This window comes from Variovorax sp. SPNA7, from assembly GCF_033807855.1.
GTDB lineage: Bacteria > Pseudomonadota > Gammaproteobacteria > Burkholderiales > Burkholderiaceae_C > Variovorax > Variovorax beijingensis.
On record NZ_CP138513.1, the window covers coordinates 4,071,675 to 4,083,380 of the forward strand.

The 11,706-nt window shown below is 68.8% G+C and carries 14 protein-coding genes; 10 read left to right on the top strand and 4 right to left on the bottom strand.

Features of this window, described 5'->3' with window-relative positions:
• Positions 1–2: 2 nt before the first annotated feature.
• Together RZE77_RS19120 and RZE77_RS19125 are read right to left on the bottom strand one after the other, a co-directional pair.
• Entirely contained in the window at positions 3–527 is a 525-nt protein-coding gene (locus RZE77_RS19120; protein WP_319438800.1) for a thermonuclease family protein, read from the bottom strand.
• A gap of 77 nt (positions 528–604) precedes the next feature.
• On the bottom strand, positions 605–2,302 hold the full coding sequence (locus tag RZE77_RS19125; protein WP_319438801.1) for a long-chain fatty acid--CoA ligase: 1,698 nt from the start codon (positions 2,300–2,302) through the stop codon (positions 605–607).
• Positions 2,303–2,544: 242 nt separating this feature from the next.
• Between RZE77_RS19125 and RZE77_RS19130 the strand changes: the two genes are divergently transcribed.
• From RZE77_RS19130 to RZE77_RS19155, 6 genes are all read left to right on the top strand, one after another.
• Positions 2,545–2,985 carry an OsmC family protein gene (locus RZE77_RS19130; RefSeq protein WP_319438802.1) on the top strand — a complete coding sequence of 147 codons (441 nt, stop codon included), beginning with the start codon at positions 2,545–2,547 and terminating at the stop codon, positions 2,983–2,985.
• Positions 2,986–3,193: 208 nt separating this feature from the next.
• The gene (locus RZE77_RS19135; RefSeq protein WP_319438803.1) at positions 3,194–3,973 is read left to right on the top strand and encodes a GntR family transcriptional regulator; all 780 of its coding nucleotides are present in this window, start codon (positions 3,194–3,196) and stop codon (positions 3,971–3,973) included.
• Positions 3,970–4,770: a transporter substrate-binding domain-containing protein gene (locus tag RZE77_RS19140; protein WP_319438804.1), complete on the top strand. Its 801-nt coding sequence runs from the start codon at positions 3,970–3,972 to the stop codon at positions 4,768–4,770. Before RZE77_RS19135 ends, RZE77_RS19140 begins: the two co-directional genes overlap by 4 nt.
• 35 nt (positions 4,771–4,805) lie before the next feature.
• The gene (locus RZE77_RS19145) at positions 4,806–5,462 is read left to right on the top strand and encodes an amino acid ABC transporter permease (RefSeq protein WP_309926567.1); all 657 of its coding nucleotides are present in this window, start codon (positions 4,806–4,808) and stop codon (positions 5,460–5,462) included.
• 18 nt (positions 5,463–5,480) lie between these two features.
• Positions 5,481–6,134 (top strand): amino acid ABC transporter permease, encoded by a 654-nt coding sequence (locus RZE77_RS19150; RefSeq protein ID WP_015866448.1) that lies wholly within the window; start codon positions 5,481–5,483, stop codon positions 6,132–6,134.
• A complete protein-coding gene (locus tag RZE77_RS19155; RefSeq protein WP_319426987.1) occupies positions 6,118–6,885 on the top strand; it encodes an amino acid ABC transporter ATP-binding protein in 768 nt (255 codons plus the stop codon). Before RZE77_RS19150 ends, RZE77_RS19155 begins: the two co-directional genes overlap by 17 nt.
• 19 nt (positions 6,886–6,904) lie before the next feature.
• On the opposite strand, the gene RZE77_RS19160 is transcribed toward RZE77_RS19155, so the two are convergent.
• The gene (locus RZE77_RS19160; RefSeq protein ID WP_319438805.1) at positions 6,905–7,870 is read right to left on the bottom strand and encodes a DUF72 domain-containing protein; all 966 of its coding nucleotides are present in this window, start codon (positions 7,868–7,870) and stop codon (positions 6,905–6,907) included.
• 173 nt (positions 7,871–8,043) lie between these two features.
• On the opposite strand from RZE77_RS19160, the gene RZE77_RS19165 reads away from it, so the two are divergent.
• The 4 genes from RZE77_RS19165 to RZE77_RS19180 are packed head-to-tail and all read left to right on the top strand — an operon-like array spanning position 8,044 to position 10,358.
• The gene (locus RZE77_RS19165) at positions 8,044–8,613 is read left to right on the top strand and encodes a DUF1439 domain-containing protein (RefSeq protein ID WP_319438806.1); all 570 of its coding nucleotides are present in this window, start codon (positions 8,044–8,046) and stop codon (positions 8,611–8,613) included.
• Positions 8,610–9,602 carry a glycerophosphodiester phosphodiesterase gene (locus RZE77_RS19170; protein ID WP_319438807.1) on the top strand — a complete coding sequence of 331 codons (993 nt, stop codon included), beginning with the start codon at positions 8,610–8,612 and terminating at the stop codon, positions 9,600–9,602. The genes RZE77_RS19165 and RZE77_RS19170 overlap by 4 nt, the downstream gene beginning before the upstream one ends.
• Positions 9,599–9,877 (top strand): hypothetical protein, encoded by a 279-nt coding sequence (locus RZE77_RS19175; RefSeq protein ID WP_319438808.1) that lies wholly within the window; start codon positions 9,599–9,601, stop codon positions 9,875–9,877. Before RZE77_RS19170 ends, RZE77_RS19175 begins: the two co-directional genes overlap by 4 nt.
• Positions 9,878–9,890: 13 nt before the next feature.
• Complete coding sequence (locus tag RZE77_RS19180; protein ID WP_028256195.1) at positions 9,891–10,358, top strand: DUF411 domain-containing protein; 468 nt, start codon at positions 9,891–9,893, stop codon at positions 10,356–10,358.
• An 18-nt stretch (positions 10,359–10,376) separates the two neighbouring features.
• Here RZE77_RS19180 and RZE77_RS19185 read toward each other — a convergent pair whose 3' ends face one another.
• Positions 10,377–11,675, bottom strand: a complete 1,299-nt coding sequence (locus RZE77_RS19185; protein WP_319438809.1) for an NAD(P)/FAD-dependent oxidoreductase — start codon at positions 11,673–11,675, stop codon at positions 10,377–10,379.
• Positions 11,676–11,706 lie beyond the last annotated feature (31 nt).

The following is an 11,706-nucleotide window of genomic DNA, read 5'->3' on the forward strand; positions in this document are numbered from 1 at the left end:
GCTCAGAACAGGAAGCCGTCCGACTGGTCTTCGCGCTGGCGGCGCCGCCATTCCCAGGGCGGCTGCGGCCTGGCACCGGCCCACAGCCCCAGCCGTTGCGCACGCGCGCTGTCCTGCAGCTTGAACAGCTCGCCGCCGCGGCGCGTGGCGATGCCGTTGAAGTCATACACCCAGGCCCAGCCTTCGGCCACCATGCGGGTGCCCGCGTCTTCGCCGTTGCAGCGCACGTCGGCCACGGTGCGGCCGTAGCGGTCGGTGTCGCGCTCGGTGATGACCGCCTGCTCGAAATAGCAGATGCGGCTCAGCGCCTGCCTGCTGCGCTGGCCGTAGGGCTGCGCCCGCTCCGGCGCGTCGATCGCGGCAATGCGCACCTTGACCTCCTCGTAGTCACCGAGGCGCCCGCAACGCGCGGTGAGCGTGTCGCCGTCGCTGATGCCGACCACCAGGCAGGTGCGGGACGAAGGAGCGGCCTGCGACAGCAGCGGCAACAGCGCAAGACAAACGGCGAACGGGAAGCGCAGGCGCATGGGCAGGAAAATCGGAGCGGTCGAAGCCTTGGATTCTCGATGCGAAAAGCCTCCGAGCCAGGCGCATGAACCGGCTGTTACTGCGCGCCGTTCTCGTCTTCCTGCAGCAGCCGCCACATCACCTTGCCGCTGCCGCTCTTGGGCAGCGCGTCGACGAACTGCACCTTGCGCGGGATCTTGTAGACCGCCATGTTCTCGCGGCACCAGTCGATGATCTGCTGCTCGGTGGTGTCCTTGTGCGTGGCGCGCAGCACCACCACGGCCTTGACCGATTCGCCGCGGTAGTCGTCCCGGGTGGAAATGACGCAGGCCTCCTGGATTGCGGGATGGCGGAACATCAGCAGCTCGACCTCGGCCGGCCACACCTTGAAGCCGCTCGCGTTGATCATGCGCTTCAGGCGGTCGGTCATGAAGAAGTAGCCGTCCTCGTCCATGCGGCCCATGTCGCCCGAGCGGAAGAAGCGCTTGCCCTCGAACTCGACGAAGGCCGCCTGGGTGGCGTCGGGGCGCTTCCAGTAGCCCTGGAACACCTCGGGGCCGTGGATGATGATCTCGCCCGATTCGCCGACGGGCATTTCCTTGAGCGTGTCGGGATCGACCACGCGCGCATCGGTGCTCATGAACGGAATGCCGAGGCACTGCTGCTTGGGATGGTCCGATGGATTGGTGTGCGAAGGCGCGGCGGTTTCGGTGAGGCCATAGCCCTCCTGGTACTTGAGGCCGTACTGCTCGAAGAGGCGCTGCGCCACGGCCTGCGGCATGGCCGCGCCGCCGCCGCCGATGTGCGTGATGCTCGACAGGTCGTAGCTCGCGAAGTTGGGGCTCGCCATGAGGTCGATCACCATGGTGGGGATGTTGGTCCAGCTCGTGACCTTCCAGCGCGAGATGAGCCGGCCCGCCACCTCGCGGTCCCAGCGCGGCATGATGACCAGCGTGGCCGCCGCGAGGATGGAGGTGTGCATCATGCTCACCACGCCGGTGATGTGGAACATGGGCACCACCGCCAGCACCACCGCTTCCGAGGTGGCCTGGCCCCAGAGCTGGCCGGCCACCGCGTTGTGCATGAGGCTCGAATGGTGGTGCACGCAGCCCTTGGGCAGGCCGGTGGTGCCGCTGGTGTAGGGCAGCAGCGCCATGTCGTTGGCGCCCACCACGTGCTCGGGTGCGGCATGGCCGGCTTCGAGAGCCTCGGTCCAGGCCATGGCCTTGCCGCCCGCGAGCTCGGGCAGCGGATGGCGCGTGGCGAGCCACTCCTTCCAGGCCGGCGCCGGAGCGTCGTCGCCGCTCGCATCGGCGTCGAAGGCATCGGTGAACTGGGTCACGATCATGTGGGCCAGCTGCTGCGCGGCCGGCAGCGCGTTGCTGGCCTTGGCGAGCTCGCCGGCGAGGTCGCCGGTGGTGATGGCGATCTTGGCGTCGGGGTCGACGATGTAGTGCTTGAGCTCCTCGGCCCGGTTCATCGGGTTGACGGGCACCACCACCGCATTGGCGCGCAGGATCGCGAAATGCGCAACCACGAGTTGCGGGCAGTTCTGCATGTCCAGCACCACGCGGTCGCCGCGCTTCACGCCCAGGGCATGCAGCGTGCCGGCCAGCCGCTCGACCTGGTCCGCGAAGCCGCGATAGCTCAGCACCCGGCCGAAGAAAACCAGCGCGGCCTTGTCCGGATAGCGCGCCGCCGACGTTGCGAGGTTGTGCCACAGCGAGGTGGCGGGAACGGTAATCGAATACGGAAGGCGCTTGGGCCAGAACTTGTGGTGCGGGCGTGGTTGCATGGTCAAGGCGGGCGGAGGAGAGAGAGAAACAAGACAGGCCGCAGCCTAAGCCGAGCCGTACGCCGCTCCCATCGGGGAAGCCCCCGGACGCGTCACCTTGGCGACGCCCGGCCCGCCATTGCGCAGTCTTCGCGATCTTCGCGATCTTCATCGCATGCGCCCTGCGACTACAGACAAGCGCAGCGTTCCGCGCCATACCTGCGTCTCCCATCACCCATCACCCCGACCGAAGGAGAGATTTCATGGCAGCAGACAAGCACGCAAGCGTTCATTGGGAAGGCGCCGGCAAGACCGGCAAGGGCCAGGTCAGCACCGAGACCGGCGCCCTCAAGGACTACCCCTACGGCTTCGCCAGCCGCTTCGAGGACGACAAGCGCGGCACCAACCCCGAGGAGATCGTCGGTGCGGCCCATGCGGCCTGCTTCACGATGGCCTTTGCCTTCGCGCTGGAGAAAGAGGGCTTCACCGCCACCCGCATCGACACCAAGGCCGCGGTGCGGCTGGCCAAGGACGGCGAAGGCTTCAAGATCGACCGCATCGCGCTCGAGCTCGACGCCGCCGTGCCCAAGCTGGAGGAAGCGAAGTTCCAGCAGATCGCGGCCGCCGCCAAGGCCGGCTGCCCGCTGTCGAAGGCGCTGGCCAGCGTGCCGGAAATCACGCTGAAGGCGACGCTCGCGGGCTGAGCCGCAGCATTGGGCGGTTCTTGTTCAGGGCACGTCGTGTTCAGGGCGGGTGCACAGGCCACCGGGTACTCCCCTCCGCGAATGTCCCCCGTCGGCGGGAGCGCGCCCTGAACAGCAGCGCCGTGCACCACCAGCACACAGCGCCAACCCATTTCGGTGCACAGATCTTGCATACCAGTTGGCACAAAAGCTGCTGGTATGCATGCCAATGTCTACATCCGCATCCGAAATCAGTGCACGCATCGTCGAAGCGGTGATGGCGCAGAAGCTCGCGCCGGGCTCGCGCCTGGGCGAGCAGCCGCTGGCCATGCTGTTCGACTGCAGCCGCACCATCGTGCGCGAGGCGCTCACCCGGCTGGCGGCGCGCGGCATCGTCACGGTGAGTGCGCGGCGCGGCTGGTTCGTGATCGAGCCCTCGCAGGACGAGGCGCGCGAAGCCTTCGAGGCACGCCGCGTCATCGAGCTCGGCCTGATCCGCAGTACGGGCAGCACCGGCAAGATCGACAAGGCCGCGCTGCGCCAGCTGAAGGCGCACCTGCAGCGTGAAAAGGCCGCACTGAAAGAGAGCGACGTCGGCAACCGCAGCTTCCTGCTCGGCGACTTCCACGTGTGCCTGGCGGAATGCCTGGGCAACACGCTGCTGGCCGACACGCTGCGCGACTTCACCGCGCGCACCACGCTGATCGCCATGCTCTACCAGTCCACGCACGACGCCGTGCAGTCCTGCGAGGACCACGTGCAGATCGTCGCCGCCCTCGAGCGGGGCGACCACGCCGCCGCCGAGGCGCTGATGGCCGCGCACATCGGCACGGTGCAGTCGGCGCTGCGCGTGCAGGCGCCCACCGATCCGCTCGCACAGCTGCGCGACGCGCTGGCGCCGCTGCAGCCGCAGAAGAAAACCACCGCGGCCAAGCCCACGCGGCGCAAGGCCGCCACGCCCTCCCCCGACGACACCGATTCATCGACTTACCTAGGAGCCCTGCTATGACTTTCTCTTCGTCCAAACGCCACCTCTCGCTCGCGCTTGCATCCGTTGCCATGCTGGCCGCCGCCGGCGGCGCACAGGCCCAGAACGCCCTGGACAACGTCCTGAAGGCCAAGACCATCAAGATCGCCGTGCCCACCGACTATCCGCCCTACGGCTCGGTCGACAGGAACATGAAGCCCCAGGGCCTGGACGTGGAAATGGCCGAGCTGATCGCCGCCAAGCTGGGCGTCAAGGTCGAGCTGGTGCCCGTGACCAGCGCCAACCGCATTCCCTACCTGCAGACCCGCAAAGCCGACCTCGTGATCTCCACGCTCGGCAAGAACGCCGAGCGCGAGAAGGTGATCGACTTCTCCGCCGCCTACGCACCCTTCTTCCAGGCCGTGTATGCCGCCAAGAGCATGAAGCTCACGAGCTTTGCCGACATGGCCGGCAAGACCGTCGCCGTGACGCGCGGCGCAATGGAAGACCAGGAACTGAACAAGGTGGCGCCGCCGAACGTCGACTACCGCCGCTTCGAGGACAACAACGCCACCATCGCGGCCTTCGTGGCCGGCCAGACGCAGACCCTTGCCACCAGCGCGGCCGTGGCCGGCGACATGCTCGCCAAGAACCCGAAGGTGAGCGCCGAATTCAAGCTGCTGCTGAAAGACAGCCCCTGCTTCGTCGGCGTGGCCAAGGGCGAGACCGCATTGAAGACCAAGGTCAACGAGATCATTGCCGCCGCCAAGAAGGACGGCACGCTGGACGCCATGTCGAAGAAGTGGCTCGGCAAGGCAGCCGGCGACCTGCCGGTCTGAGCCTCGCTCGCTGAACTCTGAACAAAGGCGCGGCCATGGAATTCGACTTCGGTGCAGTTCTCGTCGACTGGCGGCTGCTCGCCAAGGGCATCGCGTGGACGGTCGGCCTGACGGCCATCGCCACCGTCATCGGCATGGCCGTGGGCGTGGCCTGCGCCTGGGCGCGCGCCAGCGGGCCGGCGTGGCTGCGCTGGGTGGTCGGCAGCTATGTGGAGCTGATCCGCAACACGCCCTTCATCGTGCAGCTGTTCTTCATCTTCTTCGGGCTGCCTGCGGCGGGCGTCAAGCTCACGCCGGAGGTGGCGTCGGTGATCGCGATGGTGATGAACCTCGGGGCCTACGCCACCGAGATCATCCGCGCCGGCATCGAGGCCACGCCCAAGGGGCAGATCGAGGCGGCCGTGAGCCTGGCGCTGGACAAGGTGCAGGTGTTCACCCGCGTGGTGCTGCCGCCGGCGCTCAAGAAGGTGTGGCCCGCCATGGTGAGCCAGATCATCATCGTGATGCTGGGCTCGGCCGTGTGCGGACAGATCTCCACCGAGGAGCTCAGCTACGCGGCCAACCTCATCCAGAGCCGCAACTTCCGCGCCTTCGAGGCCTTCATCGTCGCCACCCTGCTCTACCTGGCGCTGGCGGTTGCGCTGCGCAGGCTGCTCAACTGGGCCGGGCCGAGATTCTTCTTCGGCCGCTGAACGCAGGACGCCACCACCATGGTCGATTTTTCTCTCTGGGACATCCTGCGCAACCTGCTGATGGCGCTGCGCTGGACCGTCGTGCTCTCGCTCATCGCCTTCATCGGCGGCGGGCTAGTGGGCGCCCTGCTGCTGTTCCTGCGGCTGCGCGGCGGCAGCGCCATGGGCCGCGCCGTCGGCCTCTACGTGCAGCTGTTCCAGGGCACGCCGCTGCTGATGCAGCTGTTCCTCGCCTACTTCGGCATTGCGCTGTTCGGCATCGACGTGTCGGCGTGGACCGCGGCCAGCGTGGCGCTCACGCTCTACACCAGCGCCTTCCTCACCGAGATCTGGCGCGGCTGCGTGGCCGCCATTCCCAAGGGCCAGTGGGAAGCCTCGGGCAGCCTGGCGCTGAGCTTCAGCGAGCAGATGCGCCACGTGATCCTGCCGCAGGCGGTGAAGATCGCGATCGCGCCGACGGTGGGCTTCCTGGTGCAGGTGATCAAGGGCACGGCGCTCGCCTCGGTGATCGGTTTCGTCGAACTCACCAAGGCCGGCAGCATGATTTCGAACGCCACCTTCCAGCCCTTCGTGGTGTTCAGCTGCGTGGCGCTGCTTTACTTCGTGCTGTGCTTCCCGGTGAGCCTGTACGCCAAGAATCTCGAGAGGAAATCCCATGGCCGCCGTGCTTGAACCCCAGACCTTTGCCGCGCCGATCGTGCGCGTGACCGCGCTGCGCAAGTCGTACGGCGCCAACGAGGTGCTCAAGGGCATCGACCTCGACGTGAAGCGCGGCGAAGTCATTGCCATCATCGGCAAGAGCGGCTCGGGCAAGAGCACGCTGCTGCGCTGCATCAACGGGCTCGAGGTGTTCCAGGAAGGCTCGCTCACGGTCGATGGCAAGCCCCTGCTGCACGAGAGCGCCATGGCCATGCGCGAGCTGCGCCAGCGCGTCGGCATGATCTTCCAGAGCTTCAACCTGTTTCCGCATCTCACGGTCGGCAAGAACGTGATGCTCGCGCCCACGCTGGTGAAGAAGCGCAGCGGCATGGAGGCGGCCTCGCAGGCGCGCAAGCTGCTCGAGCGCGTGGGCCTGGCCGAAAAATTCGACGCCATGCCCGAGCAGCTCTCGGGCGGCCAGCAGCAGCGCGTGGCCATCGCCCGCGCGCTGGCGATGGAGCCGGCCGTGCTGCTGTGCGACGAGATCACCTCGGCGCTCGACCCCGAGCTGGTGGGCGAGGTGCTGCGCGTCGTGGAATCGCTGGCCGACGAAGGCATGACGCTCCTGATGGTCACGCACGAGATGAGCTTTGCGCGCAAGGTGAGCGATCGCGTCATCTTCATGCACCAAGGCCGCGTGCACGAGATGGGGCCGCCGGCGGACATGTTCGGCAATCCGCAGACGGCCGAGCTGAAGCAATTCCTTTCGTCGCTGCACGACTGAGGCGGTACGCAGCGCCGCGCTACTTCCGGCCTGCCCGCGCACGCGCTGGCTTTCGCGCAGCCATGTCGGGCGGCAGACTGAAGTTGTCGTCCTCCCCCAGCCCGGTGGCCACGCCGAGCCGGGCCGCCAGGTGCGCGGCGTCGTAGGGCGCGTGCACCTTGACGTCGTTGTCGAAGTAGCAGAACACGTCGCGCCCCTTGCGCCCGGAAAGCCGGCGCGAAGGCACGGCCAGCCTTGCGTCCTTCACCTGGCGTCCATGGCGCCAGGCGTCGATGCGCTCGGCCCAGCGTTCGAGCGCGGCATCGTCGTAGCCGCTCGCGTAGAGCTCCTTGTCGCCATGCAGCCGCATGTAGACGAAGTCGGCGCACAGGTCTTCGAGCAGCGGCCAGCGGCCCGCCGTGTCGGCAACCACCAGCGCGACGCCATGGCGGCGCAGCATCGCGATGAAGTCCGGATTCGCGAAGCTCGCATGGCGCACTTCCACTGCATGCCGGATGCGCAGCCTCGCAGGCGCCTTCAGCAACGCACGGTCGTCGCTGAGCTTCTCGTTGTGCTGCCGCGCGAGCTTGAGCGCGGCCCTGCCGTCCCGAGGCAGCAGCGCCAGGAAATCCTCGAGGCGATCGGCGTCGTAGGCGAACGACGGCGGCAGCTGCCAGAGGATGGGCCCCAGCTTGGCGCCCAGCGCGAACACGCCCGACGCAAAGAAGTTGGCCAGCGCGCCGCGCGGTTCCTTGAGCCGCAGGTTGTGGGTGATGTAGCGCGGGCCCTTCACCGCAAACACGAAATCGTCGGGCGTCGCGTCGTGCCACGCCTGGTAGGACACGGGGCGCTGCAACGAATAGAACGAGCCGTTGATCTCGATGGTGGGCAGCATGCGCGATGCAAAGTCGAGTTCGAGCCGCTGCGCCAGCCCTTTCGGATAGAAGCGGCCCCGCCATGGCGCATAGCGCCAGCCAGAAATCCCGATTCGCGTGGCGCCCTGCATCGTTCGTCTTTTTTTCCTGCCGAGGCCTCGAACGTGGCCTGCCGGGCGCCGCCGCGGCGTAGGAGATTTTCCTGTCCTCATAGCAGCATGGGCCGAGCGTGCCGGCCGGAGGCCCGGACTCGCCGGAACCTCGCGGGCTGTGGCAAGCTCCGAGAAGTATGCAAATCCGCCCCTTGCCCTTCCCCTCCCGCCGCTGGATGCTGCTGCGCGCGCTGTGCGGCGCCGCGGCCCTGCAAGTGCCGCTTTCCGCGCTGGCCGGCTTCAACTTCTTCACCAGCGAATACACCGCCACGCGCGACGAACTGCAGGCGCAGATCGCCAAGCGCTTTCCGGTGGCCGAGCGCTATGCCGAGATCTTCATGGTCGGGCTGCGCGACCCGCAGCTGGGCCTCGACGCGCGCGGCAACCGCGCGGCCATCACGGCCACGCTGACCATTGCCAGCCCCCTGCTGGCCGCCTCGCCGGTGCAGGGCGTGGTCTCGGTCAGCAGCGCGCTGCGCTACGACGCCGCCGCGCGCGCGCTGCGCCTGGACCAGCCCAAGGCCGAACGCCTCGAGCTGCAGGGCGTGCAGGGCCGCGATGCGCAACGGCTGCAGCAGGTGGGCGCGGTGGTGGCGCAGGAGCTGCTGCAGGGGCAGGTGCTGCGCAGCTTCACGGCCGAGGAGCTCACGGTGGGGCGCAAGACCTACGAGATCGGCGACATCACGGTGCAGGACGACGGCATCAAGGTGCAGCTGAAATGAAATACCCACTGCTTGCCGCCGCATTGCTCATCGCGGGCTGCGCGGCCATTCTCCCCACGGCCAGGCAGCACTTCGACCTGCAGGCGCACCGCGGCGGGCGCGGGCTCGCACCGGAGAACACGCTGGCGGCCTTCTCCAATGCCATCGACCTGGGCGTGAGCACGCTCGAACTCGACATCGGGCTCACGGCCGACGGCGTGGTCGTGATCTCGCACGACACCGCGCTCAATGCCGACCACACGCGCGACGCCAACGGTGCTTGGCTCGCATCGAAGACCGGTCCCACCGTCCGTTCTCTCACCTTGGCGCAACTGCAGCGCTACGACGTCGGCCGGCTGAACCCCGCGAGCAACTACGGCAAGCAGTTCGCGCTGCAGCTGCCGCGCGACGGCGAGCGCATTCCGACCCTGGCCGCGCTGTTCGACCAAGTGCGCGCACGCGGCGCCGCGGCCGCCACGGTACGCTTCAACATCGAGACCAAGATCGATCCGTCCAAGCCCGACGAGACCGCCGAGCCCGAGCCGATGGTGCGCGCCCTGCTCGCCGAGATCGACAAGGCGCAGATGGGCGGCCGCGTGACCATCCAGAGCTTCGACTGGCGCACGCTCGCGCTGGTCGGCCAGCTTGCACCGCAATTGCCGCGCGCCTACCTGAGCTCTCCGCGCACGCTCAAGGACAGCCGCTGGACAGCCGGCCTCGACGCGGCCGGCTTCGCTTCGACGCCGCAGCTGGTCAAGGCCGCCGCCGGCAAGCCCGGCGCGCCCGTGACCTGGTCGCCGGCGTATGGCGACCTGACGCGTGCGGCCATCAAGGAAGCGCAAGGACTCGGCTTCAAGGTGCTGCCCTGGACCGTGAACCAGCGCGCCGACATGCTGCGGCTGATGGACTGGGGCGTGGACGGCATCATCACCGACTACCCCGACGTGCTGCGCGACCTGATGCGCGAACGCGGCCTCTCGCTGCCGCCACCTGGAAAGGCCTCGTCATGAACACCGCCGCACGGCAACTCGAAACCATCGGCAGTGGCATCGCGGCGCTGCAGGGCGGTGGCGGATCGGTCGCCACGCTCTCGAACGAGGCGCGTGCGAGCAGCGAACTGCTCGCTGCCCTGCCGCCGCGCTATGGCGAGGTGCTGCTGAACCTGCTCGACCGGCTCGAATCGAGCGCGCTGTTCAGCGAGGAGAGCTGTTCCTTCAGCCAGAAAGACCTGCTCGACAACCTGCAGGCGTGGGCCGACAAGGCCCGCGCGCAGCTGCCGTCCTGAGGAGAAAAAAACCATGCAAAGACGCACCCTTCTTCTGCGCGCCGCCCCGCTGCTCGCGCTCGCATCCACCGCGGCATGGCCGCTGGCCGCATCGGCCGCCGCGCCGATGGTCGAGATCTGGAAAGACCCGAACTGCGGGTGCTGCCAGGACTGGGTGAAGCACCTCAATTCGAACGGCTTCGCCACCCGCGTGCACGACGATGGCAACAGCGCCGCGCGCACCCGGCTCGGCGTTCCCGCCAGGCTGGGCTCGTGCCACACCGGCCTGGTCGGCGGCTATGCGCTCGAAGGCCACGTGCCCGCGCGCGAAGTGCACCGGCTGCTGCGCGAAAAGCCCAAGGCCATCGGCCTTGCCGTGCCGGGCATGCCGGTGGGATCGCCGGGCATGGACGGCGCCGCCTACGGCGATCGGCGCGACCCGTACGACGTGCTGCTGGTGCTGGCCGATGGCGGCAGCCGCGTCTACCAGGGCTACCGCTGAGGACGACCGCGCCGCCAGTCAGCCGAAGCGGGCGGGATCGAAAGGAGCCAGCGCCGTCTCTGGCGCGATGCCCGCAAGCAATTGCGCCGCGAGCCTGCCAGTGCGCGCCGAGCCGCACAGGCCGACGTGCCCATGCCCGAAGGCCAGCACGATGTCCGCGCTGGCCGCGGATGCGCCGATGCAGGGCAAGCCGTCGGGCAGGCTGGGCCGGTGGCCGAGCCAGTGCTTCACGGCCACCGCCTCCGGCGCCTCGGCGTCAAGCGCCGGAAACATCGACAGCAGGTGCCGGTGCAGGATCTCGGCGCGCCGCCAGTCGGGCGGGGCGTCGAGCCCGCCGATCTCGACCTGGCCGGCCGCGCGCAGGCCGCCGTCCATCCAGTGCGCGATGAGCTTGCCGTCGGCCACCATCGTCGGCGTGCGCGGCCCGACCGAAGCGCCTTCGACGACCACGTGATAGCCGCGTTCGGATTCGAGCGGCACCGGCGATCCGGCCGCCGCGGCCAGCGGGCCCGAGCGCGCACCGGCGCAGATGGCGGCCGCGTCGCAGGCGATCTCTCCGGCCTCGGTGCGCACCGCGTGCAGCCGCCCGCCCTCGATGCGAAAGCCGGTGGCGCGCGCCGCCACGCGCTGCGCGCCGGCCTCCTGCGCATGCCGCGCCAGCGCCGCCACGTAGGCCCCCGGATTGCGGCAGTGCCCGGCCTCGGGCACGAAGATGCCGAGCGTGTAGCGCGCATCGAGGTCGGGCTCGCGCCGGCGCAATTCAGCCGCCGGCCATTCCTCCCATTGCACGCCGGTGCGCCCGCGCACGCGCCAGCCGAGCGCGTCGCCCTCGAATTCCTCGCGCGACCGGTACGCATGCAGCAGGCCGCGCCGCTCGATGAGCTGCGGCACGCCGGCTTCGGTGGCGAGCCGGGCGTGCAGCGCCGGCGCATCGGCCAGCAGCGTGCGCAGTGCGTCGGCGGTGCGCTGCACGCGCGCCTCGGTCCAGCCCGAGGCCAGGTAGCGCAGCAGCCAGGGCAAGGCCCGCGGCAGATGGCGCCAGCGCAGCGCGAGCGGCCCCAGCGGATCGGCCAGCCAGCCCGGCACCTTGCGCCAGGCACCGGGCAGCGCGGGCGGCACCACGGAATGCGACGACAACCAGCCCGCATTGCCGTAGCTCGTGGCCTGCGGGCCGCCCGCCTCGCCAGGCTCCACCACCGTCACGCGCAGGCCGGCGCGCAAGGCCTCGATGGCGGTCGCGCTGCCCACGGCGCCCGCACCGATCACGACCACATGGCGACCCGCGCCCTGTACGGAGAAACTTCTTGCAACTGTCATGGGGGCCTATCGTAGAGGGGCGGTCCCATAA

Coding starts and splice junctions, on each gene's coding strand:
- RZE77_RS19175 (WP_319438808.1), top strand. CDS start 9,599: ATGAACACCGCCGCACGGCAACTCGAAACCATCGGCAGTGGCATCGCG.
- RZE77_RS19125 (WP_319438801.1), bottom strand. CDS start 2,302: ATGCAACCACGCCCGCACCACAAGTTCTGGCCCAAGCGCCTTCCGTAT.
- RZE77_RS19180 (WP_028256195.1), top strand. CDS start 9,891: ATGCAAAGACGCACCCTTCTTCTGCGCGCCGCCCCGCTGCTCGCGCTC.
- RZE77_RS19135 (WP_319438803.1), top strand. CDS start 3,194: ATGTCTACATCCGCATCCGAAATCAGTGCACGCATCGTCGAAGCGGTG.
- RZE77_RS19170 (WP_319438807.1), top strand. CDS start 8,610: ATGAAATACCCACTGCTTGCCGCCGCATTGCTCATCGCGGGCTGCGCG.
- RZE77_RS19140 (WP_319438804.1), top strand. CDS start 3,970: ATGACTTTCTCTTCGTCCAAACGCCACCTCTCGCTCGCGCTTGCATCC.
- RZE77_RS19120 (WP_319438800.1), bottom strand. CDS start 527: ATGCGCCTGCGCTTCCCGTTCGCCGTTTGTCTTGCGCTGTTGCCGCTG.
- RZE77_RS19155 (WP_319426987.1), top strand. CDS start 6,118: ATGGCCGCCGTGCTTGAACCCCAGACCTTTGCCGCGCCGATCGTGCGC.
- RZE77_RS19185 (WP_319438809.1), bottom strand. CDS start 11,675: ATGACAGTTGCAAGAAGTTTCTCCGTACAGGGCGCGGGTCGCCATGTG.
- RZE77_RS19130 (WP_319438802.1), top strand. CDS start 2,545: ATGGCAGCAGACAAGCACGCAAGCGTTCATTGGGAAGGCGCCGGCAAG.
- RZE77_RS19145 (WP_309926567.1), top strand. CDS start 4,806: ATGGAATTCGACTTCGGTGCAGTTCTCGTCGACTGGCGGCTGCTCGCC.
- RZE77_RS19150 (WP_015866448.1), top strand. CDS start 5,481: ATGGTCGATTTTTCTCTCTGGGACATCCTGCGCAACCTGCTGATGGCG.
- RZE77_RS19160 (WP_319438805.1), bottom strand. CDS start 7,870: ATGCAGGGCGCCACGCGAATCGGGATTTCTGGCTGGCGCTATGCGCCA.